The organism is Achromobacter sp. AONIH1, from assembly GCF_002902905.1.
Classification (GTDB): domain Bacteria; phylum Pseudomonadota; class Gammaproteobacteria; order Burkholderiales; family Burkholderiaceae_B; genus Achromobacter.
On record NZ_CP026124.1, the window covers coordinates 5,494,532 to 5,517,182 of the forward strand.

22 protein-coding genes and 1 pseudogene are annotated in these 22,651 nt (G+C 69.3%); 7 read left to right on the forward strand and 16 right to left on the reverse strand.

Annotated elements, in window-relative coordinates; genetic code table 11:
* Window positions 1-31: 31 nt before the first annotated feature.
* Both C2U31_RS25060 and C2U31_RS31050 read left to right on the forward strand, forming a co-directional pair.
* Window positions 32-2,002 carry an EAL domain-containing protein gene (locus tag C2U31_RS25060; RefSeq protein WP_103275280.1) on the forward strand — a complete coding sequence of 657 codons (1,971 nt, stop codon included), beginning with the start codon at window positions 32-34 and terminating at the stop codon, window positions 2,000-2,002.
* Between the two features lie 83 nt (window positions 2,003-2,085).
* Window positions 2,086-3,519, forward strand: coding sequence for a sensor histidine kinase KdpD (locus tag C2U31_RS31050; protein ID WP_233772495.1), 1,434 nt, complete (start codon window positions 2,086-2,088; stop codon window positions 3,517-3,519).
* A gap of 21 nt (window positions 3,520-3,540) precedes the next feature.
* Here C2U31_RS31050 and C2U31_RS25070 read toward each other — a convergent pair whose 3' ends face one another.
* The 3 genes from C2U31_RS25070 to C2U31_RS25080 form a co-directional block, all read right to left on the reverse strand.
* Window positions 3,541-4,260, reverse strand: coding sequence for a response regulator transcription factor (locus tag C2U31_RS25070; RefSeq protein WP_103275281.1), 720 nt, complete (start codon window positions 4,258-4,260; stop codon window positions 3,541-3,543).
* Between the two features lie 216 nt (window positions 4,261-4,476).
* Window positions 4,477-5,964 carry a YdiU family protein gene (locus tag C2U31_RS25075; protein WP_103275282.1) on the reverse strand — a complete coding sequence of 496 codons (1,488 nt, stop codon included), beginning with the start codon at window positions 5,962-5,964 and terminating at the stop codon, window positions 4,477-4,479.
* A complete protein-coding gene (locus tag C2U31_RS25080) occupies window positions 5,961-6,332 on the reverse strand; it encodes a DUF2069 domain-containing protein (protein ID WP_103275283.1) in 372 nt (123 codons plus the stop codon). The genes C2U31_RS25075 and C2U31_RS25080 overlap by 4 nt, the downstream gene beginning before the upstream one ends.
* A 17-nt stretch (window positions 6,333-6,349) precedes the next feature.
* Here C2U31_RS25080 and C2U31_RS25085 point away from each other — a divergent pair, with 17 nt between their 5' ends.
* Window positions 6,350-7,666 carry a YihY family inner membrane protein gene (locus tag C2U31_RS25085; protein ID WP_103275284.1) on the forward strand — a complete coding sequence of 439 codons (1,317 nt, stop codon included), beginning with the start codon at window positions 6,350-6,352 and terminating at the stop codon, window positions 7,664-7,666.
* Window positions 7,667-7,701: 35 nt separating this feature from the next.
* Window positions 7,702-8,154 (forward strand): CBS domain-containing protein, encoded by a 453-nt coding sequence (locus tag C2U31_RS25090; RefSeq protein WP_103275285.1) that lies wholly within the window; start codon window positions 7,702-7,704, stop codon window positions 8,152-8,154.
* 262 nt (window positions 8,155-8,416) lie between these two features.
* On the opposite strand, the gene dusA is transcribed toward C2U31_RS25090, so the two are convergent.
* Window positions 8,417-9,397, reverse strand: coding sequence for a tRNA dihydrouridine(20/20a) synthase DusA (dusA, locus tag C2U31_RS25095; RefSeq protein ID WP_233772923.1), 981 nt, complete (start codon window positions 9,395-9,397; stop codon window positions 8,417-8,419).
* Between the two features lie 220 nt (window positions 9,398-9,617).
* On the opposite strand from dusA, the gene C2U31_RS25100 reads away from it, so the two are divergent.
* Entirely contained in the window at window positions 9,618-10,586 is a 969-nt protein-coding gene (locus C2U31_RS25100; RefSeq protein WP_103275287.1) for a homoserine kinase, read from the forward strand.
* 68 nt (window positions 10,587-10,654) lie between these two features.
* Complete coding sequence (locus C2U31_RS31055; RefSeq protein WP_233772496.1) at window positions 10,655-11,458, forward strand: BPSS1780 family membrane protein; 804 nt, start codon at window positions 10,655-10,657, stop codon at window positions 11,456-11,458.
* A gap of 6 nt (window positions 11,459-11,464) precedes the next feature.
* Here the strand turns inward: C2U31_RS31055 and C2U31_RS31060 are convergent.
* The 12 genes and pseudogenes from C2U31_RS31060 to C2U31_RS25160 all read right to left on the reverse strand — a co-directional run.
* Window positions 11,465-11,674: pseudogene (locus C2U31_RS31060) on the reverse strand (DUF192 domain-containing protein); the annotation flags it as partial.
* 17 nt (window positions 11,675-11,691) lie between these two features.
* Entirely contained in the window at window positions 11,692-12,255 is a 564-nt protein-coding gene (locus C2U31_RS25110; protein ID WP_103275288.1) for a type II secretion system F family protein, read from the reverse strand.
* 27 nt (window positions 12,256-12,282) lie between these two features.
* Window positions 12,283-12,816: a type II secretion system F family protein gene (locus C2U31_RS25115; protein WP_369869705.1), complete on the reverse strand. Its 534-nt coding sequence runs from the start codon at window positions 12,814-12,816 to the stop codon at window positions 12,283-12,285.
* Between the two features lie 143 nt (window positions 12,817-12,959).
* Complete coding sequence (locus tag C2U31_RS25120) at window positions 12,960-14,597, reverse strand: ATPase, T2SS/T4P/T4SS family (protein WP_103276567.1); 1,638 nt, start codon at window positions 14,595-14,597, stop codon at window positions 12,960-12,962.
* 49 nt (window positions 14,598-14,646) lie between these two features.
* A complete protein-coding gene (locus C2U31_RS25125) occupies window positions 14,647-16,026 on the reverse strand; it encodes a pilus assembly protein N-terminal domain-containing protein (protein WP_199770888.1) in 1,380 nt (459 codons plus the stop codon).
* Window positions 16,017-16,874 (reverse strand): Flp pilus assembly protein CpaB, encoded by an 858-nt coding sequence (gene cpaB / locus C2U31_RS25130; protein ID WP_199770889.1) that lies wholly within the window; start codon window positions 16,872-16,874, stop codon window positions 16,017-16,019. Before cpaB ends, C2U31_RS25125 begins: the two co-directional genes overlap by 10 nt.
* Window positions 16,871-17,527: a hypothetical protein gene (locus tag C2U31_RS25135; RefSeq protein ID WP_158658456.1), complete on the reverse strand. Its 657-nt coding sequence runs from the start codon at window positions 17,525-17,527 to the stop codon at window positions 16,871-16,873. The genes cpaB and C2U31_RS25135 overlap by 4 nt, the downstream gene beginning before the upstream one ends.
* 155 nt (window positions 17,528-17,682) lie before the next feature.
* On the reverse strand, window positions 17,683-18,249 hold the full coding sequence (locus C2U31_RS25140) for a pilus assembly protein (protein WP_158658457.1): 567 nt from the start codon (window positions 18,247-18,249) through the stop codon (window positions 17,683-17,685).
* Window positions 18,250-18,302: 53 nt separating this feature from the next.
* Window positions 18,303-19,685, reverse strand: coding sequence for a hypothetical protein (locus tag C2U31_RS25145; protein ID WP_103275292.1), 1,383 nt, complete (start codon window positions 19,683-19,685; stop codon window positions 18,303-18,305).
* A complete protein-coding gene (locus tag C2U31_RS25150) occupies window positions 19,685-19,951 on the reverse strand; it encodes a hypothetical protein (protein WP_103275293.1) in 267 nt (88 codons plus the stop codon). The genes C2U31_RS25145 and C2U31_RS25150 overlap by 1 nt, the downstream gene beginning before the upstream one ends.
* A gap of 360 nt (window positions 19,952-20,311) precedes the next feature.
* Complete coding sequence (locus C2U31_RS25155) at window positions 20,312-21,004, reverse strand: SdpI family protein (RefSeq protein ID WP_103275294.1); 693 nt, start codon at window positions 21,002-21,004, stop codon at window positions 20,312-20,314.
* A complete protein-coding gene (locus C2U31_RS25160; protein WP_103275295.1) occupies window positions 21,001-21,306 on the reverse strand; it encodes a metalloregulator ArsR/SmtB family transcription factor in 306 nt (101 codons plus the stop codon). Before C2U31_RS25160 ends, C2U31_RS25155 begins: the two co-directional genes overlap by 4 nt.
* Window positions 21,307-21,444: 138 nt before the next feature.
* Between C2U31_RS25160 and C2U31_RS25165 the strand changes: the two genes are divergently transcribed.
* Window positions 21,445-22,644, forward strand: coding sequence for an acyltransferase (locus C2U31_RS25165; RefSeq protein WP_233772497.1), 1,200 nt, complete (start codon window positions 21,445-21,447; stop codon window positions 22,642-22,644).
* Window positions 22,645-22,651 lie beyond the last annotated feature (7 nt).

The window sequence follows — 22,651 nt, forward strand, 5'->3', positions numbered from 1 at the left end:
CGGCGCTGGCCACGAAGGGAATTCCGCACACATGTCGAAACTACGCCGGTTACTCCTGTGTTCCGCCCTGCTCGCAGGCATCGTCCTGCTCGGCGCCCAGGCGCTGGGCATGCTGACAGCCCATCGCCACCTGAGCCGGCAACTGGCGCAGCAAAGCGAAAGCGGCGCGCGCACGCTTGCCTGGGTCCTGGGCCGCGCGCCCTCCACTCCTCACGAGCGTGAGGTTCTGGCTGACGAACTGTACAGCCAGGGGCTGTACGCACGTATCAGGATTGCCGACGAGGCATCCGGCGACAGCGTGGATCGCGGCCCGGACGCCACCACGGACGCCAGCTCAGGCGCCTGGCTCGAACGCTGGTTCTCCCTGCGCGCGCCGGCGGTCTCGCTCCCCTATGCCAGCCCCGACGGCGCCGCGCGCGGCACGGTCACCGTCCAGGGCGACGCCACGCTGGCGAACGATACGCTTTGGCAGGGCGGCGTCCGCGCCGTGGGACTGGCGCTGAGCGCCGGCCTGTTCTGGGCGCTGTTCGCCATCAGCCTGGCGCGCCGCATCGAAACCAGCGCGTCGCGCGACATCAGCCAGCGCGTGCGCGCCCTGGCGCCGGGCGCCGATGCCTCGCCATCCGGCTCCTGTGGCCTGGAAAGCGTCGACCAGGCCCTGGTCGACGCCCGCCGCCGGGTCGACGCCACGGTCGAGGAGCAGAACGCGCGGATCGAGTCGCTGCAAAGCGAGATCCACCGCGACGCCGTCACCTGGCTGCCGAACCGCAAGTATTTCATGGACCGTTTCCGCGCGGCGCTGAGCGACCGGACCGCCGAGGCGGGCGGCCACCTGCTCATGTTCCGCCAGCGCGACCTGGCGCAGATCAACCGCCACCTGTCGCGTGCGTTCACCGACCAGTGGCTGCGCTCTTCCGCCGACCGCCTGCGCAGGTTGGTCGACGCGCAAGGCGGCTCCCAGGCGCTGCTGGCCCGGATCGGCGGCTCCGATTTCGCCCTGTTGATGCCGCGCAGCAGCGCACCGCAAGCCGGCGTGCTGGCCGAGCGCGTGCGCCGCGAGCTGCGCTCGCTACGCGTGCCGATGGGCAAGCACGGCTGGTGCCGCTGGGCGCTGGCCATGGCTGAATTCGCGCCCGGCGACGGCATGAGCGACACGCTGGCCCGGCTGGACCATGCGCTGATGTGCTCCGAAAGCGCCGACGATGACCAGGTCGCGCCCGCCAGCCAGGCCGCCGACAGCACCCGCATCGGCGAATACAGCTGGCACGACGCGCTGACCACCGCGCTGGAACAGCACAAGTTCGCGCTGGCGGTGCAGGCCCTGCAGGACGTCTCGGGCGGGCTGCTGCATCACGAGGCCAGCCTGACGCTGCATGACGCGTCGGGCGCCGACCCCGTGCCAGCCTCCATTTTCATGCCGCCGGCGGTGCGGCTCGGCCTGTCGGCCGAATGCGATATCCAGGCGCTGCGGCTGGGACTGGACTGGCTGTACGCGCAACATGGGGCGCTCGCGGCGCCCGTGGCGCTGGGCTCGCTGTCTCAACCCGGGTTCCTGGCCCGGCTGGAAAAGATGCTCGGCGACCGGCCCGCCCTCACCCGGCGGCTGATCATCGAAGTGGATGCCGCCGGCCTGCTCGAACAGAACACCGAGATGCGCGAGCTGTGCCGTCTGGCCACGCAAGCCGGCGCGCGCGTAGGACTGACCCGCCTGTCACAGCAATTCGGCGCCCTGGAGCACTTGCACGAATTCCCGTTTTCCTACCTGAAGCTTGGCGGCGGGTTCGTCGCCGGGCTGCTGCACAGCCCCGGCAGCCAGCATCTGGCCGCCACGGTCGCGGCGGCGGCTCAAACGCTGGGCATGGCCGTATACGCCGAGGACGTGCCGGACACAGCCACGCAATCCATTCTGGAGAAAATCGGCATCCACGCCCTGCGCGGCGCTGGCGTAAACTTCGCCCGCCCGCATGATCTTGCTCCCGACCACCAATGGGTTCCTAGTTGACGGAAGGACTGTTGCCCCGCTCCCGCACTCGCCTGCCGCCCGCCCGCGCCGCGGCGGCATCCACCCGACGCTAGACGGGCGCGTTGTGCGCTCTGCTGGCGTGGCCCGGCGCCGCCTGGGCCCAGGCGGACCTTGCCGCCCAGGCGGGCGTGCACGCGGGCCTGATCGCCGGCGCCGCACTGGCGTGCGCGCTGGTTTGCGCCGCGGCGTGGACGCGGACCCGCGACAGCGTGCAGGCCGCGGGCGTCGTGTTTCTGCTGCTCGAAGGGCTGTTCCGCACCTTGCCAAACCTGCTGCCGGCCGGCGCCCTGCAGGCAGGCTCCTATGCCGCGCTGCTCGCGCTGACAGCGCCCTTCCTCGCGGGATCCGGCGGCCTGCGCGGGCTGGCGGCGGCCTGCCGCTGGGGCAGCATCGGACTGGCCGCGCTGGCCTCGCTGGCCCTGATCTTCATCTACGAAACGCATGACGGCGCGGCATCTGCCGCCATCGCGGGCGCTTGCGCGGCGGCCAGCCTGCCCTTGACGGCGGCCCTGCTGGCCGCCGGCGCGCGCCCGGGTCCGCGCCGCGTGGCCTGCCTGGTCCTGGCCGCCGGCCATGCGCTGTCCGTCTGGCTGATCGGGCGCGATGCCTGGCCGGGCGCCGGCGCAGGCGCGCCGGACAGCTTACTGGAACTGGCGCGCCTGCTGCTGGTGGCGCTTGCGCTCTGGTATTGCGCCCTGGAGGATCGGCATGCGCGCGCCAGCGCCGCGCCGACGCCCGTCCAGCCGCCCGCGGCGGCGGGTCATCAGGCCCAGGACGAGTTGCGCCTGGCAGAACTGGCCGGCGCCCTGGACACGCAGCGCCAGATGAACGCCCTGCTGTCGCACGAACTGCGCGCGCCGCTGGCCACCATCAGCGCGGCGGCGCAGTCGCTGGACATGATCCTGGCGGGCAATGGCGAGGCCGTGGACAACCGTCTGGCGCGTATCCACCGCTCGGTGACGCGCATGACCGAACTGCTGGAACAGCTGCTGACACAGGACCGCCGCGAGGAACAGGCGCTGACCCCGCGCGGCGAAGCCATCGACCTGGCGACGATGGCGCGCGACGTCGTGGCCGCCATGCGCCCCGATACCGCGCATGCCCTGGTGCTGGACGCGGACGGCGCCCTGCCCGCCTATTGCGACCGTTCGCTGACCAGCGTGGTCTTGCGCAACCTGATCCATAACGCCGTCAAGTATTCGCCCGCCAGCGAGCCCATCCGGATCGAGGCCGGCGCGAGCATGAAGGACGGCGTGCACCAGGCATGGATCGCCGTCGTCGACCGTGGCCCGGGCATCGGGGAAGAAGACCAGCAGCGAATTTTCGAGCCGCGCTTCCGGCGCGCGGCGCATCGCGAGACATCCGGACTGGGCGTCGGGCTCTATCTGGCGCGACGCATCTGCGAAAGCCAGGGCGGCTCGCTGACCATGACCAGCCGGGTCGGCGCGGGCAGCCGCTTCGTCATCACCCTGCCGGTATCACCGCCCGCCGCCTGACGCGGCCGGCGGACGCAGCGCTCAGGCCGCGAACACGTAGCCCTGTCCGCGCACAGACAACACGGGCAGCTTCAGGCCGGCGCTCTGCGCCTTGGCGCGCAGGCGACTGACCAGCACGTCGATGCGACGCAACTCGAACCCGCCCGGGCTCTCGGGCAGGAACAATTCAGCCAGCGCCTGCCGGCTGACGGCGCTGCCAGCGGCGTCCATCAAGGCCATCAGGAACGTCCGCTCCTGCGCGCTCAGGTGCAGCGAAGCGCCATCGGGCGCGACCAGGATCCAGCCGCCATCCTGCAACGACCAGGAAGACTCGGCCGGCGTGCGCGTTTCGGCATCGGCGGGCCGCGGCGCCTTGGCCAGCCGCATGCGGCGCGCCAGGCTGCGGATCACCGAGCTCAGTTCGAGCAGGTCGACCGGCTTGGTCATGTACACGTCGGCGCCGCCCTCCAGGCCGCGCACGCGATCCTCCAGCGCGCTGCGGCCGGTCAGCATGACGATGCCAACCGGACTGAGCGCCCGCAAGCGGGTCGCGACCGAGAAACCGTCCTCGCCGGGCAGGTGCGCGTCGAGTATGACGATGTCGCACGGCTGCTCCTGCAGCCGGCGATAGAACGCCGCCGCATTGTCACAGGCGAACGCCACCCGGAAACCATAGCCGCCCAGGCCCAACGCCAACTCCTCCCGGAAGTCCGCATCATCCTCAAGCAAGCCGATACACAGCAAACCATCCGCGCCAGGCATATTCAGAGTGCTTTATTCAAATATTGTCGACAAATGCCCCAGGGATGCGGCAAGCCATCCCGAGTGTCCCGCAGGCGACAATCTTACGACTTTTACAATGGAAACGAATGATTGCAGTGAAAAAAACCGCCATATTTCACTTCCTAACACTGGTTTTTCGCGTAAATAGCCGTCAGATCAGCGCCTGCCCCCGCTTTCGCAACCTTAAACCACTGCTCAGGACGAGCAGCTGACTTCGATGCCGCCCGCCCAATCCGGAGGCAGCGCCGCATACGCCTCGTAACCACTGCGTTCGGTGTATGGGTCGCGCAACAGCTGCAGCAGCGTCCCGATCTCGCCCGCGTCTCCTTGCTGCGCCGCCCGGATCGCCTGCTCCGCCAGATGATTGCGCAGCACGTACAGCGGATTGACCCGGTTCATGGCCTGGGCCGTGTCCTGCGCCGGCCTGCCATCGGCGGCCTGACGCGCCAGCAGGCGATCCAGCCATGCCGACGCAGCGGGGCGATCGATGAACAGGTCCTCGAACGCGCTGCGACGCCCCAGCACCGCATCGGCCAGGCGGCGCCAGCACAGCGTGAAATCGGCCTGGTTCGCATCCATGAGCTTGAGCAGGTCGTCCAGCAGCGCCTCGTCCTCGGGACGCCACGACGCCAGGCCCAGCTTGGCGCCCATGCGGGCATGAAACGCGCGCGTGAACACCGCCTCGAATTCGTCCAGCACCGCGCGCAGCGCATCCGCGTCCTGCGTCAGGCTGTGCAGGCTGCCGCCCAGACGATACAGGTTCCACAGCCCCACCGACGGCTGCCGGTTCCAGGAATAGCGGCCCTGCGTGTCGGAGTGATTGCAGATGTGCGCCAGCTTGAACCCGTCCATGAAACCATACGGACCGTAGTCCAGCGTCAGTCCCAGGATGGACATGTTGTCGGTGTTCATCACGCCGTGGCAAAAGCCCACGGACTGCCAGTCGGCCATCAGCAGCGCCGTGCGCCGCGTCACTTCGCGCAGCAGGTTGGTGACGGACGCGTTCGGGTCCGCCGGCTCGCCCGCCCGCGTCTCGCGGCATTCGGGATAGTAGCGGTCGATCACGTAATCGGCCAGCGTCGCCAGGCGGTCCAGATCGCGTCGCGCCGACCAGTGCTCGAACGAGCCAAAGCGCACGAAGCTGGGCGCCATGCGCGTGACGATGGCGGCGGTTTCCACGGTCTCGCGGTACACCGGATCGTCCGACGCCACCAGGCACAGCGCGCGCGTCGTCGGGATGCCCAGGCCATGCATGGCCTCGCCGGCCAGGTATTCGCGCACCGACGAGCGCAGCACCGCGCGGCCGTCGCCCATGCGCGAATACGGCGTCATGCCGGCGCCCTTGAGCTGCAGCTCCCAGCTGCCGGCCGGCCCCTGCACTTCGCCCAGCAGATGCGCGCGCCCGTCGCCCAATTGGCCGGCCCAGATGCCGAACTGGTGGCCGCTGTAGACGGCGGCCAGCGTGTCGCCGCCGGGCAGCGGCTGCTGGCCGGAAAACACGGCCAGGAATTCCGGCGTCGCGAAAGCCGACGGGTCCAGCCCGATCAGCGCGGCGGCATCGGGATTGGCATGCAACAGGCGCGGATGGTTCAGCGGCTGCGGCGCCAACCGGGTATAGAAGGCGTCGGGCAGGGCCGCGAAGGAATTGACCGTGGTCAGCGCGTTCAAGGTGCGGGCAGTCATGCGCGTTGCCTCCGCGCGGCGCGCTTGGCGGGCCGCACATAGAAAATGGCGCTGACGAAGAAGACGGTCGACAGCAGGATCTCGCCCCAGGCCATGGCCACGGACAAGGGCGCGGGATCGGACATGGCGCGAACCACGCCTTCCATCAGATACAGCAGCGACAGCATGGACGCCCACTGATAGGTATACAGGTTGCCGCGCAGGATGCCGCGCAGCGGAAAGGCCAGCGGCAGCGCCTTGAGCAGCATCCAGGACCCGCCGGGACGCAGCGGCGCGACCACGCTTTCCCAGGCCACGCACAGCACGATCAGGGCGAACAGCGATGCCGACGCCAGCAGGCGCAGGCGAGGATTGAGTTCAGGGTTCATGCTGCTATTATCACCCGATGAATCGCCCCGCCGAGCCAGCCGCCGCCGCGTCGGCGGCCACTGCGCCTTCGTCCCCGCGCGCGTCCTGGGTGACGAGGGTCCGCCGCGCCTGGCGCTTCACGTCCCAGCGCGCCGACGAAGAGAAGCTGCTGCAGGTCGCGTCCAGCCTCACCTTCACCACGGTGCTGGCCATCGTGCCCATGCTGGCCGTGGTGCTGTCGCTGTTCACCGCCTTTCCCGTGTTCCAGGAATTCCGCGTGGCGCTGGAGGACTTCCTGGCCAACAGCCTGATGCCGCCGTCCGTCTCGGACAACATCATGGAGTACCTGAACCAGTTCGCGCGCCAGGCCTCCCGGCTGACGGCCATCGGCGGCGCCTTCCTGCTGGTCACCTCGCTGTTGCTGATCATGACGATCGACAAGGCGTTCAACGACATCTGGCACGTCACCCGCCAGCGGCCGCTGCCGCAACGGGCGCTGGTGTACTGGGCGGTCATCACGCTGGGGCCGGTGGTGGCAGGGGCCAGCCTCTGGGCCACGTCCTTCGTGGCGCGCGAATCGATGGGGCTGGTGCGCGACGTGCCCGAGATCGTCAGCATGGCGGTGTCCCTGATCCCGCTGATGCTGACGGGGCTCGGCTTTGCCGGCCTGTTCGTGGTGGTGCCCAATCGCGACGTGCTGTGGCGCGACGCGCTGGTTGGCGGCTTCGTGACCGCCATCGTGCTGGAAATCATGAAGTCGGCCTTCGCCTACTACCTGACCCGCTTCCCCACCTACACCATCATCTACGGCGCCTTCGCCACCCTGCCGATCTTCCTGCTGTGGATCTATCTGTCCTGGCTCGCCGTGCTGCTGGGCGCCACCCTGGCCGCCAGCGCGCCGCTGATCCGGTTGGGACGCTGGGAGATCAACCGCTACCCGGGCGCGGCCTACGTCGATGCGCTGGACGCGTTGCGCGCGCTGCGCCGCGCCCAGGCCGCCAACCCGCCTGGCCTGGCGGCCAGCGCCCTGGCCAGGCAGTTGCGGCTGCACCAGGACGAGCTGAACGCCGTGCTCGAAACCCTGAACGACATGGGCCTGATCGCGCGCAGCACGGAAGGCAACTGGATGCTGGCCTGCGACGCCCGCCAGACCTCGATGGCGCCCGTGGTGGAGCGCTTCCTGCTGGACCAGACCCGCCCGCGCGTGCGCAACGACGCCGAAATCCTGCGGGTGGCGGCGTCCGTCCTGGGCGGCCAGCCGGCGCCCACGCTGGAAGATCTGTGCCAAGAAGCGCAAAATACCGGAAATGAAGTGGTTCCAGTCCTCGAGACGGAAGCGCGCAAGAACACTTAAATGAAATCAGGGCGCAACCCGCCCGGGAGGAACCGATGTTGAAGGTCAGCGAGATTCTGCGCGTCAAGGGCGACACGCTCTATACGGCGTCGCCGGACATGCCGGTGTCGCAAGCCGTGCAAACCATGAGCGAGCAGGATATCGGCTCGCTCGTCATCATGGAACTGGGCACCCTGACGGGCATGCTCACGTTCCGCGAGATCATCCGCCACATGCACGAGCATGGCGGCATGCTGGGCGACACCACCATCCGCGCCATCATGGACGACGCCCCGGTGAGCGTGTCGCCCAACACCAGCGCCGACGAGGTCCAGCGCCTGATGCTGGAAAAACACGCGCGCTACATCCCCGTCATGGACGGCCCGACGCTGATGGGCGTGATCTCTTTCTATGACATGGCGCAGGCCATCGTCGCGGCGCAGAAGTTCGAGAACAACATGCTCAAGGCGTATATCCGCGACTGGCCGCTGGAAGGCGCTGAAAGGTAGGCCCACCCCGAGCGCTGCGCGTCCCCCTCAAGGTGCGCCGCTACGGACCGGAGGGATAAGCCCCCCCCCGAAGCGCTTCGCGCTTCCCCCCTCAAGGGGGCGCCGCTACGGACCGGCGAAGCCGGCTCCGTGCGGCCCGGCTTTGGGAGAGGGTTGCCAGTTTGTGAGGTGGCGTTCTTCTTGAGAGGTTGGCGTGTGCCGTAAATTCAAACGCCCCGGGGGCTTGTACCCGGGGCGTTTTTGTTTGTCGCTTGTGCGTCGCTCAGATGCCGGCCTGGGCGGCTTCGAGCGTGGCGTCGTGGCGGCTCGGGGCCTGGGTCTGGGTGCGCCAGGCGTCGTAGATCAGGCCGGGATTGTTGGCGGCCAACAGCGTCGGGTCGGACAGCATGCGACGCCAGCGGCGCGCGCCGGTCTGGCCGTTGACCAGGCCGAGCATGGGGCGCGTCATCACGCGCAGCGGCACGCCCTGGGCCACCTGCCTGGCGGCGTAGGCCGTCATGGCGTCCACCACCTGGGCGTCGCTGGGCAGGCGGACCGAGGGCCAGAGCTGCAAGGACACCTCGGACAGCACGCGCGGCGTATGCCAGGCCGCGCGGCCCAGCATCACGCCGTCGAACTCGGCCGCCGCGCCCACCGACTGGGCCGCATCGGCCAGGCCGCCGTTGAGCACGAATACGGAATCCGGAAAATCGCGCTTCAGCCGCGCGACCACGTCGTAGCGCAGCGGCGGGATTTCCCGGTTGTCCTTGGGCGACAGGCCCTTGAGCACCGCGTTGCGCGCATGGGCGATGAAGACGCGGCAGCCGGTGTCGTGGATCTTGCCGACGAAGTCGCGAACGAATGCATACGAGTCGTCGTAGTCCAGCCCCAGGCGATGCTTGACGGTCACGGGGATGTCCACGGCGTCCTGCATGGCCTTGATGCAGTCGGCGACCAGGTCGGGTTCGGCCATCAGGCAGGCACCGAACGCGCCGCGCTGCACGCGCTCCGAGGGGCAGCCGCAGTTCAGGTTGATTTCGTCGTAGCCCCATTGACGGCCCAGCCTGGCGCATTGCGCCAGCGCGTCCGGCTCGCTGCCGCCCAGCTGCAAGGCCACGGGATGCTCGGCCTCGTCGAAATCCAGGTGCCGCGCGACGTTGCCATGCAGCAGCGCGCCGGTGGTGATCATTTCCGTGTACAGCCGCGCCCGCGGCGCCAGCAGCCGGTGGAAATAACGGCAATGGCGGTCGGTCACGTCGATCATGGGGGCGACGCACAGGCGCCAGTCGGGGGAGTCCAAGAATAGCTCGTCAAAACAAGGGGATGCGGTATTTTACGGCCCCCGCGGAGATTCTGCCCGCCGCGCTGCCAGCGGTCTTGCGCAGCGCGCCCGCCATGTGGTCTAAAATTGCGCCGCGGTCGCCCGGACAGGCGCGCCCGCGCCCAAGCCGCCCGCCCGTCAACCCCTGGTTTCCTCAAGCTCAATGGCCGTATTCACCCCCGTATCCGACGACGACGCGCGCGCCCTGCTGGCGCATTTCGACCTGGGCGAATTCATTTCGCTGCGGGGGATCACGGCAGGTATAGAAAACACCAACTACTTCCTCTACACCTCGCGCGGCGAATATGTATTGACGCTGTTCGAGGTGCTGACGCACGCGCAGCTGCCGTTCTATATCGAGCTGATGCACCAGCTGGCCGAACGCGGCATCCCGGTGCCGCAGCCGCAGACCCTGCGCGACGGCACGCGCCTGACGACCCTGCACGGCAAGCCCTGCGCCATCGTCACGCGCCTACCGGGCGGCTACGAACCCGCGCCCGGCGCAGCGCATTGCGCACTGGCCGGCGCCACGCTGGCCCGCACCCATCTGGCCGCCCAGGACTTCCCGATACGCCAGCCCAATCTGCGCGGGCTGTCCTGGTGGCTGGAAACCGCCCCCAAGGTCATGCCCTTCCTGGACGAAGGCCAGGCCCGCCTGCTGTCGACGGAATTGGCCGAACAGCAGGCCGCCAGCGCCACCGCGTCCTGGCAAAGTCTGCCCTCGGGTCCTGCGCACTGCGACCTGTTCCGCGATAACGTGCTGTTCGCCGGTACCTTCGACGACCCCTTGATGGGCGGTTTCATCGACTTCTATTTCGCGGGCTGCGATACCTGGCTGTTCGACGTGGCGGTCAGCGTCAACGACTGGTGCATCGAGCGGGACACCGGCGCGTTCATTCCCGAGCTGGTGCAATCCTGGCTGCGAGCCTATGCCGAGGTGCGGCCCTTCACCGACGCCGAACGGCAGGCCTGGCCGCTGATGCTGCGCGGCGCCGCGCTGCGCTTCTGGCTGTCGCGCCTGTACGACTATTTCCTGCCCAGGCCGGCCCAGACGCTGAAGCCGCACGACCCCCGCCATTTCGAAAGAGTGTTGCAAGCGCGCCACCTCCCGGGCCTGCCGGAGTTGCCGTAACAATCGTGCCCCCCATAATGGGGGGCACAGCGCGTTCACTTTCGAGAGATCATCCAACAGACCACACCATGCAAGCAGCATACCTCCCCGCGTCTTCCGGCTGGCAATGGGTCCGGGACGGTTTCCGCCTGTTCCGCAAGCAGCCCCTGGCCATGTTCCTCTGGGCCATGGCTATCAGCCTCCTGGTCATTTTCGCGACGGCGATCCCGCCGGTAGGGCCGATCCTGTTCGTGGCGCTCATGCCCATCGTCACGCTGATGACGCTGTCCGCGTGCAAGCACGTCGAGGCCGACCGCGTCATGCTGCCGTCCATGTGGCCCAAGCCGCTGCAGAAACCCGGCGTCTTTCGCAAGCTGTTCCTCATGGGCCTGCTCTATGCGGCGCTCTGCATGGTGATCGGCCTGCTGGCCTTCCTGCCGTTCTCCGGCTCGCTGTCCGAGGCCGTGCGCGTGGCCTCGATGGAAAAGGACATCACGCCGCTGTTGTCCGCCCTGATGGTCCCCCTGACCGTCTTTGGCGTGCTGTACGTGATCGTCGCCGCGCTGTTCTGGCATGCGCCAGTGCTGGTGGCCTGGCACGGTCTGCGCCTGACGCAGGCGCTGTTCTTCTCCGGCGTCGCCTGCTGGCGCAACAAATGGGCCTTCCTGGTGTACGGCGCCGCCTGGGTCATGGTGTTCCTGTTCATCGACCTGTGCGCCGGCATGCTCGTGACCATCGGCCTGTCGCCGCAGTTCGCGGGCACGCTGCAGGTGCCGTTCAATATCGCGGCGGGCGGCGTGCTGTACTGCAGCTTCTATCCGGCCTATACCTCCGTGTTCGGCATCAACGACGCCGCCGCGCAGCTCGACAACGGCAACGGCGCCCAGGCATAGCGCCACGCGCCGCGGCGCCAGCGCCCGGCGCAGTTCAAGCACGCGTCCCGAGCGCGATACGAAGGCCACGTCTATGGGATGGCGCATGCCGAAGGTATGCACCGCGAAACACGGCGTGAGCAGGATGCCCACTCTCGGGCCCGGCGGCTTGCGCCACGCCAGCCCCCGCATCCGCCCCCACCAACCATCCACCCGCAGCAGCCGGAGCCGCGCCATCGGCGGCGCCCGGCGTGTCAAGGCAGGCTCCACGACAGCTGCACCACGACAGGAAAGGCCAGCACGATGAAGGTGCAGGGAAAAATGCAGCCGATCAGCGGCAACAGCATTTTCACCGGCGCCTGCAAGGCCATCTGCTCCGCCCGGATCCGCCTGTCGTCGCGGCCATGAGCGGCCAGCGTGCGCAGCACCGGCCCCAGACTTGCGCCCAGGGCCTCTGCCTGCGCCATCGCCACGGCCCAGTGGGCCGCCAGGGTGCTGCCGCTGCGCCGGGCCAGCAGCCGGATCGCGACCGCTTGCGGCACGCCGGCGCGCATCTCGACCAGCGCGCGGTCCAGCGCGTCACGCAGCAGGCCCGGCGGACCGCTGCGCGCGGCCAGTTGCAGCGCCCCCTGCACGCTCATTCCGGCTTCCACGCACAGGACCATCATGTCGAACACGAAGGGCAGGCCGCGCTCGATGTCGCGCGCAAGGCGGGCTGCCCGCCTGCGCGTCCGCCCCACCCCCAGCCATCGCAATGCCAGCCATGTCAGCCAGCCCGCGCAACCCGCTGCGACGGCCGTTGCGACATCAGGCGGCATGTCTGCCTCGGAGCACGGAGCGGCGCCTCATGCATCGATCCTTGCGATGCGCCGGATCAGCACCACGCCAGCGGTCTCCAGCGCGGCCAGCAGCGCCAGCACGCCCCAGCCGGCCGGTGTGCGCCACAGCAGGTTCATGATCGCCGGTTCCAGCAGGTAAAGCACCGCCAGCAGCAGCACCGGCAAGGCGCCGACGATCCAGGCCTGCATGCGCCCCTGGGACGTCAGCGCCCGCAGCCGGGCCTGCAACTGCGAACGGGCGCGCAAGGTGTCCGCGATGCGGTCCAGCGCCTCGGCCAGATTGCCGCCGGATCGCGTGGCGATACGCAAGGCCGCGGCGGTCAGGGCGGTTGCCTCGGACGGCACCCGCTGTTCCAGCCGGGCCAGCGCCTCATCCCAGGGGATGCCCAGCCGCTGCTCGCGCAGCAGCAGGCCAAGCTCCTGCGACAACGGCGCCTCGCCGTTCTCGGCCAGATGGCGCAGTGCCGTGTTGAGTGCGGCGCCGGCGCGCAGCGAGGAACTCAGCATCGGCAAGGCCACGGACAGCTGCCGTTCGAACATGCTGGCGCGCCGGCGGATCCGAGCCCGGTGCAAGGCGCTCAAGGGCCATGGGACAGCCCGTGCCGCTCGACGCCGGCGCGCTGCCAGCATCCGCCCTGCCAGCAACGCGACGCAGAACATGGCCAGTCCGGCCGCGATTCCGGTCATGGCCGCTCCGCCATGCCTCGGCCCGGACGACTCGCGCCGTCGACCGCCTCGGATGGCGGCGCCTGAAACCAGGCAGGGTCGCACAGGCCTCCGATCTCGTTTCCAACCCGTGCGAAAGCGGGGAACACGCCGCAAGCCACGAATCCCTGCCGGCGATCGAAACGGAACAGCTCCTGCAGCTGGATGCGGCCGCTTTCGATGCCGGTCAGTTCGACGATGGACGTCACCAGGCGCCGGCCATCGGCCAGGCGCGCCGATTGCAGGATCAGGTCGACGCTGGCGGCGATATGCTCGCGCACGGCGGCCAGAGGCAGATCCAGCCCGGCCATCAGCACCATGGCTTCCAGGCGGGCCAGCGCATCGCGCGGCGAGTTCGCGTGCAACGTGGTCAGCGAACCTTCGTGACCGGTATTCATCGCCGTGAGCATGTCGAACGCCTCGCCGCCGCGGCATTCGCCGACGACGATCCGGTCCGGCCGCATGCGCAGCGCATTGCGCACCAGTTCGCGAATGTCGATCCTGCCCTTGCCTTCCGCGTTGGGCGGACGCGCCTCCAGCGCCACCCGGTGCGCGTGTTCCAGGCGCAGCTCTGCGGCATCCTCGATGGTGATCACGCGCTCGGCGTCGGGAATCTCGTTGGACAGCACGTTCAACAGCGTGGTCTTGCCGGACCCCGTGCCGCCCGAAACGATCAGGTTGCGCCGGGCTCGCACGCCGAACGCCAGGAAGGCCGCCATGGCCGTGCTCAACGAACCGCCACGCGTCAGCGCATCGAGCGTCAGGCTGCGCCCGGGAAACTTGCGGATCGTCAGGCTCGCGCCCCGGATCGCGGCGGGCGGGATGATGGCGTGCATGCGCGACCCGTCCGGCAACCGGGCGTCGACCATCGGCGCCGCTTCGTCGATACGGCGGCCCAGCGGCGTGACGACGCGATCGATCGCCCAGCGCACGGACTGCTCGCTGGAAAACGCGGCCGGATGGCGGTACAGGCGACCTTGCCGCTCGACATAGATCTCGTCGTGGCGGTTCACCATGATCTCGGTCACATCGGCGGCGGCCAGCAAGGGTTCCAGCGGCCCCAGGCCCACGGCCTCGTCCAGCACTTCCTGGCATAGCGCGGCAGGGTCGACGCCCGCCGGCATGTCCTGATCGTCGGCGACGATCTGCGTCAGCAACCGCCCCGCCTCGGCGCGCAAGGCGCTATCGCTGACGCCGGCCAGGTCGCGCCGCCGCAGGTCCAGCGCTTCCAGCAGCGCGGCATGCAGGCGCCGGCGATGCGCCAGCCTGGATGCGAACGCCGACTCGAGCAGGATGTCGGTTTCGCGCGGCAGCGGCGCCGCGCCGGAATGCGGCCCTGCCGGCGTGGCCACAGGCACTTGCACGTCAGGGACCGCGCCACGCGACACCCGCAGGCGGCATGGCCCGATGAAGATATCGTCCTCCGGCAGCACGGCCGCCAGACGCTCCACTCTGGCGCCGTTGAGCAGGGTTCCCGACAGCGAATCCAGGTCTTCCAGCAGCACGCCCGTCTCGACGGCGCGCAGCCACGCGTGCCTGCGCGCCACGCGCCAATGGGCAATGCGCAGCCCGCAAGGCGCCGCGCGTCCCACCAGCACCGGCGACGGCAGGCTCATCCGGCGCGGCGCGGCATCGGGAAAGTTCAGTTCAATATCCAGCACGGCATCACTCCTGGTTGTGCGGCGTACGCACGGCAGCGGCGTCCGACCATTGGGACCCGGGGCCGCGGTAGGGGTCCCACCCCGCCGCCGGGCCAGGGTCGGCGGCCAGGGACGAGGTGCCCAGACGCGGGGGGTCGGGAAACGCCGCGTCGAGCAGGTCCCGGCCGCGTCGCGCCCGCTCGGCCAGGCCGGGATCCTGCGCGGACACGATGCGCGGCGTCACGAAGATCGCCAGCTCGGTTTCGCGCAACTGATAGCGACGCGACGCAAACAAAGCCCCCAGCACAGGCACGTCCAGCAACCCTGGCAAACCGCTCACGTCCCGGCCCTGCTCGCGCGACAGAAAGCCACCGATGACCAATGTGCTGCCGGATCGGACATTGAACTCGGTGGACGCGCGGCGCATGCGCAGCGCGGGTCCGCCCGGCAGGTTCAGGCTGGTGTCCACCGAACTCGCCTCGACTTCGATCAGTGAACGGATCACGTCGTTGCGGTCAATGCGCGGCGTGATCTTGAGCGATACGCCATAGGGTTTGAACACCGTGGCGTTTCTGCCATTGGCATCCGTGGACACATAGGGCAATTCGCCGCCAGCCAGAAAGGTCGCGCTGGCGCCGCTACGCGCCAGCAGTTGGGGCTGGGCCAGCATGACCGCCTCGCCGCGCTGCGCCAGCAAGGCCAGGCGCGCCGACAGCAGCGCATTGACGCCAAAATAGCCGGCCGCGTTGGAAACAGGGCCGTTCGTGGCGACCGGCGATTCGCCGGGCCGCTCCAGACGACTCGTGGAGCCACCGTCCCAGGCCAGCCCGACATTCACCCCGCCTTGCGTCAGGCCATCCCACTTCAGGCCGAACTCACGCAGGCGCGAGGTCGGGATCTCCACGACCTGCACGTCCAGCAGCACCATGCGGTCCCAGCCGACCTGTCCCGTGAGGTCCAGCACTGACGGATAGCGCTCGGCCAGCGCGGCGATGCGGGCGCGGTCCTGGTCGGACAGATCGTCGCCTTCGATGACGATGCTGCCGCCGACGTGCATGCTCCGGGCCGACGGAATGCGCGCGAGCAGCGCCTCGACCTCGGCACGTTGGCGCGCCACGCCTGCCGGCACGACTCTGAACGCATAGGCGGTGGGCCGTCCAGCGTCCGTCCAGACATGCACCGAGGACTCGCCCTCGGCGCGGCCGAAAATGACGATTTCCTGCCCGTCGGCGTCGGCCGCGCGCAACACCTGTCCGTTGCCGACCGCCACGCGCCGCACGCCCGGATGGGACAGCACCCGGCTTTCCCCCACCTCCAGTTCCACCAGGATGGTCTGCGCCTGAACGCCCGCCAGGCAGCCACACAGACCCAGCATGGCGGCCAGCCGATAACGGTTCAGCGCCATGTCGCCCCCCCGTCTGCCCCGACGCCGTATCCGTCGCCCGCACCGCGCGGCGCCCGGCCGTCCAGCCGGTCTCCGTAGAGGATGACAACGCCGCCCGCCGGAGGGAGTTCGGCGGGCATGCGCTGCAAGGCGGCCGGATCGGCCTGATCCTCGTCGCGCACGGCCACCGCGTCGTCCCGGTGACGCAGCATGGCCGTCAGGATGCCTCCCTGTCGGGCAGCGACGAAGCGCAGGGCATCCTCGGGGCGGACCGCCAGCATGGCGTTCGCCGTGTCCGGCGCGCCATCGTCGGCCGGCGCGCCGACGGACAGGACCCGGGCCGCCAACAGCACCGGAGCGGCGTTGCGCTTGCCGTCGTGGACAAAGGATGCGTAGACGTCGACGCTGTCGCCCACGCGCAGCCGGCCAGCCAACGGCCCGAGATCGGCAACGGTCACATTCAAGGCGCGCATTCCTGCTGGCAATGCAAGCTGCGCCGCAGGCGCCGTCGACGCCTGCCCGGCGGGTTGGCCCAGCAGATGTGCCGGCAGGATAATCTCGCCCGCATCGATATCCGCTGACAGCACCGCGCCCAGCAATGCTTGCGCCGCCAGCGGATCCAGGCTGGCACGGGGCGCCCAGGCCGCGGGAACCTGCCGTCGCTGCAGGTGCGATTCGTCCAGCCGCGTGCCCGCCGCCAGGTCCTCGGCCGCCACCAGTCGTTCGACAACGGGCGCGTTGGCCGCCACCGGCTCGGGCTCGACTTGTCCGACATGTTCGCGCACCGCCCAGGCCGTGGCCAGGGCCGCTGCCAGCGCCAGCCCGTAGGCGCCAAAACGGCGCCACGCCCGCATCAACAGGGTTTTCATCGTGTCCAGCTCCTGATCCATATGCCGCTGCCCTGTTCCACCGGGGTCGCGGTCCATTGCAATGCCGCGTCGTCCCGTTCCCAGCGCTGCGCCGCGCCTGCCGGAACTCGCGCGGCGCGCCAACCCGCGTCGCGCAGGCGACGCTGCGCCAAGGCCTGCGCCCGACGCGGGGACAAGGCGCTGCGCCAGATCTGTTCCCGCATGCGGCGGCCGTCTTCATGGATTTCAAAATCCAGCTTCAGGCTCGCGTCCGCAGGCAGCCACGCGGGCGGCACAAAAGCGGCCGGCGCGCCAAGCCGGACCTGAGAAATGCTGCCGACGGTACGCCGCGCCCCCACGGCTTCCATCTGCGCCACCCATTGCGCGTCGCCCACCTTTCCCGACAGCAAAACCTGTCCAGGCAACACATGCAGATCAACAAGGGCGGGCTGCTGCCCGGACAGCGAACGTATGAGTTCCGGCACGTCCTGCGGCGTGTCGAACACGAGCACGCCCGCCGGCTGGCCATACAGCCAGAGACGGTCGGCCAACCACTGCCGCCGGGCACCGGCGGCCAGCTGCAGGTTGGCAGGCGTTGCGGGCCGCGTAACCGCCAATGCCATGCCATCGGTGACGAGCCCGCGAGTCGCCGCATCCGGCCACAAGGCTTGCACGGTCTGGGCGCCCGCGCGGGGCAACGCGCCAGCCGTCAAGGCCAACGTCGCGGCCAGCGCGCGGCGGCATATTTCAGCCACGGAGCCGAAGCATGACGCCGGGCGTGCGCCGCCCCGTGCGCAGGATGTGGCAAAGAACGGGGACAGGAGTAACCTCACGGCCGCCCCCCATCCGCGAAGAGGCTGTCGGCCGCTGCCACGTCATGCCATGCCGCGAGCCAATCCATGGACAGCGCGGGCCGGCCCCAAGGGGACTCGGCCGTCTCCAGCAGTTGACCCATGGCGCGCGCGCGTTCCTGCGAAACCTGCGATACCCGCCGCCACGACAGGCTCGCGGCGCCGACACGACGCTGCGCGTCCGCATCATCGCGTGCATGTCCCGCCCCGCTCAGCACCTGGACCTGGCGACTGATGCGCAAACCGGAAAACGGCGGTGGCATAGCGACCGTCGTATCGGCGCGCACCTGCACCAGCCGGGCCTCGCCCAACCAATCGTTGCGCAAGGACTGGCTCGCGGCGGACGCGGATCCGCCGCGAGCCACCTGCGCGACGCCGCGCAGGGCCACGCCATTGCGCACGTCGTGCAAGGACATGGCCTGCCCGCGCGCGGCGGTCATGGCGGCCTTGCGGCTGGAATTGCCCAGCTGCATGGCCGCAAGCTGCGCCCGCCCCAGGCCCAGCGCGGCGTGCAGCAACAACGTCAGCAAGGACAGCAACAGCACGGACTCGATCAAGGCCTGCCCGCGTTGCGCGGCAAGCGGAAGGCACACGTCCCTCATGGCCTGCCCTCCTGGCCTTCCTCCGCAGGCCCGGCAGCAGCCAGCCGGGCCTGCCAATACGGGCGGAACAAGGTGGCAAGCTCGTCTCGCCCATCCGGGCTCGGCGACGGCCGGACGAAATAGGTCTGCGCCGTGCTGGACGCCATGATGGTCCGGGCATACGGATTGCCCGGCCGCGCCGTTTCCGGCACGCCATTCGGCGCCAGGCGCGCCTGCACAGTGAAACTCAAGGGAAGCCCCCGCCTGGACCGCGCGATATCGTGGTACGCGGGCAGCCCCGAGCCCGCCGCTTGCCGCCCCTGGGCCATGCCGTAGGAATTCGCCAACGGATTGCCCGTCCCGGCCACAAGGTCCCAGCCCGCAAAGGCCTGCACCCAGCGCCAGAAGTCCTGTTGCGAGAAGTCCGCCGGTGGCGCGTCCGCGTAGCGCAGACTCGCGGGCGGCGGGCTGGCGCCATCGAGCGCGATGCCCCAACCCATTGCGTACTCGCGAAAATAGCAGCCGATCCATCGATTGCTGCGCAAGGCGTGGAAGGACTGCGTGTCGACTGCCGCCCAACGGCCGTCCGGCCCCAGCCACGTCGCGCCGCCGCGTCGTAGCTCGTTGCGCAGCGATGGGCACGACGACAGCACCGCCGTCGCGCCACTGCGGGTGGCATCGCGAGACGCAAGGAAACCGTAGCGCCGCGCCGCCGCCCGCGCGGCATCGGCCAGGCCGGAGCCGGAGCCGGGCGCGATGCGTTCGATGAATCCCGCCGCGCTGTCATCAAGCACGCGCAGGCTCAGACCGGCCAGCGGCGTGTCGACGACTTCGACCGTGTGCGTCCCATCCGCTTGCTCGCCAGAAAAACTGGCATGCAACACCCGCGACATGATGCGGTCGCGCTCGGCGATCAGGTCGCGGGCCTCGGCCGCCGCCACATCCGCCAGCACGCCATGCACGACGGCGTCGTGCCGCGCCAGCGCATCCGCCAGGCCGGCCCCGGCGCCGGGCAGGCCTTGCATGTCGCGATAAGCCTGCCCGGCGCGGGCGCCGAACAGATTACCCAGCAGACTGGGAGGCGGGTTGCGGCGTCGGGCCTGCGCCTGCGCGCTATCGAGGTAGCGCGCCGACGCGGCCAGCGTGACCAGGTGCGCCATCGCAACCTGATGCGCGATCTGACTGCGATTGGCATAGGCGATGGCATTGAGGTGGCGCGCCTGCAGCAGCGCGCCGCTGTACGCGGCCGCGTCCACGGCGTGGGTCAGCCGGACGCGCTGCTCGATGATCCTGCCCAGTCTGTGCATGGCGACCAGCGCCGCGACGGCGCCGGCCAGCAGGACGAGGCCCGCGACCAAGGCCTGCCCGCGCTGCGCCGACGCATGGCCGTGGCGCGCCATCACTTGCCGCCCGCCACGTTGCCGCCATAGGCCTTGAGTGACACGGCCCGGGTTTCGCCCGCTGCCTTCTGCGCGGCCTGCCGCCCCGCGCGCAGCGACGCGCTGCCGTCTTCGCCGGACAGCTCATGGGCCATGGCCGCGACCTGCGCGCGCACCACCTGGCCGAAGTACTGATAGACCGCGATGGCCGCCACCGCCACCAGGGCCACGACGATGATGTATTCGGTCATGCCCTGGCCCGCCTGCCGCTTCAAATTGCGCCGCATTTCCGTTCTCCGACACTGTGTAGGGATCCACAGTGTCGGCGGCGCGCGAACGCCCGACCATTCGCGCATGCCGAGACGGACAAAACCGGCCCGCTCGCCTTGACAGCAGCAATCCGGGCTGCCGCCGCCGGCCGGCCACGGCCCGCGCCCCGCCATATGGGGACGTGTAACACCCTGATTTTCTGGGGTTTTCCCTATTGCCCGCCGCTACCCCCGGCAGTAGATTGGACTCGCCGGGCTGTCTGACACCCATCGCGTGCGAAGCCGGGCAGGAGCGCCTCAGACTCATCCAGAGCTGGGGCGCTCTTCCATTTGGGGACGCCATTGCGCCGCATGCCGGTGCCTCTGCCCCGGTCGGCCTCAAGCCTGTCGCTCGGGATCCGCGCGCCAGACCCGCCAGCTTTCTATCGTGGCCACCAGCGCGCCGCCGAGGACCACGGCCAGCAGCAGTGCGTAGCCGTGCGCTTCATCCACGATGGGCAAGAGCGCCAGTCCGGTCAGGCTGCCCAGGAAATAGATGTGGCCGAGCATGCGGTTGGCCCGCTCCCAGGCCAGGCGGCTGCGCCGCGTCCAGTAGACGCGCAGCCCTACCCAGGGATTGGGCCCGGCCTTGCCGAGCAAGGCGCCCACGACCAGGACTCCCACCCATGCCAGCACCAGCCCCCAACGGGCGATCCAGAGCGGGTCCGCTCCCGGCTGCACCCGGCCCAGCCCCAGCGCCACCAGCAGCGCGGTCACGAACGCAAAGCCCAGCGCCGTGCAGACGCGGGCCGCCACCAGGGACTTGCGGGTGCCGGCCGCCACGTCCGCGCGCGCCAGCACGCGTTTCATCATGGACTCCAGGCCCAGCGTCAGGACGGCGAAGCCCAGCAGGACGCCCGCGGCCTCCAGCCTGCTGCCCCAACGGTCGACATTGCCGTGCATGTCGAAGTGCATGGGCAACGGCCCCTGCGGTCCGTACAGAGCGATGTACGCGGCCAGGCCGACCTGCGCCGCGAACAGCGCATAAACGCCCTTGCCCAGCAGGCCGTCCGATGATTCCACGCTTTTCATGATGTTCCCGGTTTCCTGGTCTTGGACGCCCGCGCACCCGGGCGCCCCGCTCCCGCCAGATCCAGCAGGAACGCCAGCGCATCCTCGAACGCGCCGGAGACCAGCCGATAACGGACCGAGGTGCCGGCGCGCTCGGCCTCGATCAGCCCGGCATCCTTCAAGACGGCCAGATGCCCGGTGATGGTGGGCCAGCTCATGTCGAACAGCCGGGCGATATCGCCGGACGCCATCGGCCCCTCGCGCAACGCGGCGATGATCTCCCGGCGGGTGGGATTGGAGAGTGCCTTGAAAGTGTCGTTCATTTCGGAAAAATATTAATTTGGAAAAATCCTAATTTCAAGACGCAAGGCCGTCGCGATTACAAAATCCATACAGAGTCCGCCAATCCCATCACGAATGCCTGGCTAGCATGGCGGCTGCACACCCCCGCCCGACTACCCATGCCAGCAAACCGACCGTCGGCCGCCTTGGCGCACATCAGCATGGACGCGCAGCGCACGCCGGCGATCGACGCCTTGCGGGGCTGCGCCGTGCTGTGCGTCGTGCTGCTGCACATCCAGATCCACATGCCGCAGGAGCAGAGCCTGCTTGGCAGGATATTGCCCCAGGCGCTGTTCAACATCGTGTTCCGCAGCGGCTACTACGGCGTGATCATCTTTTTCGTTATCTCCGGATTCCTCGTCACGCGCTCGGCGCTGGAACGCTGGGGATCCCTGGATGCCGTACCCTGGCGCGCCTTTCTGCTGCGGCGCGCGGCGCGCATTTATCCCTGCCTGCTGCTCCTGCTGATCGTGCTGGCGGCGCTGCACGGGCTGGACGTGCCCGGATTCGTCATCGAGACCACCAGCCTAGCGCGCGCGGCGCTGGCAGCGTTGGGCATGCACCTGAACTGGCTGGAAGCGCGCACCGGCTATCTGCCCGCCGCCTGGAACGTGCTGTGGTCGCTGTCGGTGGAAGAGGCGTTCTACCTGGCGTTTCCGCTGCTTTGCATGCTGGCGCTGGCGACGGGAGAACGGCTGCTGAAGCTGACGCTGCTGCTGTTCGTGGCGCTGGGGCCGTTCGCCCGCGTCGCCTTCCCCGACAACGAGATCTGGGCGGACCACTCCTATCTTTCCTGCCTGGACGGCATCGCCATCGGCTGCCTGGCCGCGCTGTACAGCGCCCGCGCGCGCCATGTGCCGACCCGCCTGTTCATGCTGTGCGGCGGCGTTCTGTTCGCGCTGGTGTTCTTCCTGCGCAAGGCGACCTACGCGCTGGGACTGACCGGCGCCGGCCTGAACGTGACGGCGCTGGAAATCGGCGCGGCCTTGCTGCTGATCGCCTGGAGCCGCCGCAAGCCGAGCCTGGAGCCGCCCGGGCTATGCCTGGCGTTCCTGCGCTGGATGGGTGTGAACAGCTACGAGATCTATCTGACGCACATGTTCCCGGTGATGCTGCTGGCCTCGGTGTCGTGCCGCAACGCCATCGCGGCCGACGGCTGGTGCTCGGCCGCGCTCAGCGCCAGTGCGGCGCTGGCCGTGCTGCTGTCGGCGCTGCTGGGCAGCCTGGTCGCGCGCTACTATTCCACGCCCATGCGACGCCGGCTCACGCAGCTGACCGGCGGCCTGCCCCGACGGCGTCAGGCGCGGATGCGCGCCTGAACCCTTG

What these genes read in the sequence shown, in the direction of transcription:
- C2U31_RS25060 (WP_103275280.1), top strand. Translation starts at nt 32, where the DNA reads ATGTCGAAACTACGCCGGTTACTCCTGTGTTCCGCCCTGCTCGCAGGC.
- C2U31_RS25070 (WP_103275281.1), bottom strand. Translation starts at nt 4,260, where the DNA reads ATGCCTGGCGCGGATGGTTTGCTGTGTATCGGCTTGCTTGAGGATGAT.
- C2U31_RS25075 (WP_103275282.1), bottom strand. Translation starts at nt 5,964, where the DNA reads ATGACTGCCCGCACCTTGAACGCGCTGACCACGGTCAATTCCTTCGCG.
- C2U31_RS25080 (WP_103275283.1), bottom strand. Translation starts at nt 6,332, where the DNA reads ATGAACCCTGAACTCAATCCTCGCCTGCGCCTGCTGGCGTCGGCATCG.
- C2U31_RS25085 (WP_103275284.1), top strand. Translation starts at nt 6,350, where the DNA reads ATGAATCGCCCCGCCGAGCCAGCCGCCGCCGCGTCGGCGGCCACTGCG.
- C2U31_RS25090 (WP_103275285.1), top strand. Translation starts at nt 7,702, where the DNA reads ATGTTGAAGGTCAGCGAGATTCTGCGCGTCAAGGGCGACACGCTCTAT.
- dusA (WP_233772923.1), bottom strand. Translation starts at nt 9,397, where the DNA reads ATGATCGACGTGACCGACCGCCATTGCCGTTATTTCCACCGGCTGCTG.
- C2U31_RS25100 (WP_103275287.1), top strand. Translation starts at nt 9,618, where the DNA reads ATGGCCGTATTCACCCCCGTATCCGACGACGACGCGCGCGCCCTGCTG.
- C2U31_RS31055 (WP_233772496.1), top strand. Translation starts at nt 10,655, where the DNA reads ATGCAAGCAGCATACCTCCCCGCGTCTTCCGGCTGGCAATGGGTCCGG.
- C2U31_RS25110 (WP_103275288.1), bottom strand. Translation starts at nt 12,255, where the DNA reads ATGCCGCCTGATGTCGCAACGGCCGTCGCAGCGGGTTGCGCGGGCTGG.
- C2U31_RS25115 (WP_369869705.1), bottom strand. Translation starts at nt 12,816, where the DNA reads ATGTTCGAACGGCAGCTGTCCGTGGCCTTGCCGATGCTGAGTTCCTCG.
- C2U31_RS25120 (WP_103276567.1), bottom strand. Translation starts at nt 14,597, where the DNA reads ATGAGCCTGCCGTCGCCGGTGCTGGTGGGACGCGCGGCGCCTTGCGGG.
- C2U31_RS25125 (WP_199770888.1), bottom strand. Translation starts at nt 16,026, where the DNA reads ATGGCGCTGAACCGTTATCGGCTGGCCGCCATGCTGGGTCTGTGTGGC.
- cpaB (WP_199770889.1), bottom strand. Translation starts at nt 16,874, where the DNA reads ATGAAAACCCTGTTGATGCGGGCGTGGCGCCGTTTTGGCGCCTACGGG.
- C2U31_RS25145 (WP_103275292.1), bottom strand. Translation starts at nt 19,685, where the DNA reads ATGGCGCGCCACGGCCATGCGTCGGCGCAGCGCGGGCAGGCCTTGGTC.
- C2U31_RS25150 (WP_103275293.1), bottom strand. Translation starts at nt 19,951, where the DNA reads ATGCGGCGCAATTTGAAGCGGCAGGCGGGCCAGGGCATGACCGAATAC.
- C2U31_RS25155 (WP_103275294.1), bottom strand. Translation starts at nt 21,004, where the DNA reads ATGAAAAGCGTGGAATCATCGGACGGCCTGCTGGGCAAGGGCGTTTAT.
- C2U31_RS25160 (WP_103275295.1), bottom strand. Translation starts at nt 21,306, where the DNA reads ATGAACGACACTTTCAAGGCACTCTCCAATCCCACCCGCCGGGAGATC.
- C2U31_RS25165 (WP_233772497.1), top strand. Translation starts at nt 21,445, where the DNA reads ATGCCAGCAAACCGACCGTCGGCCGCCTTGGCGCACATCAGCATGGAC.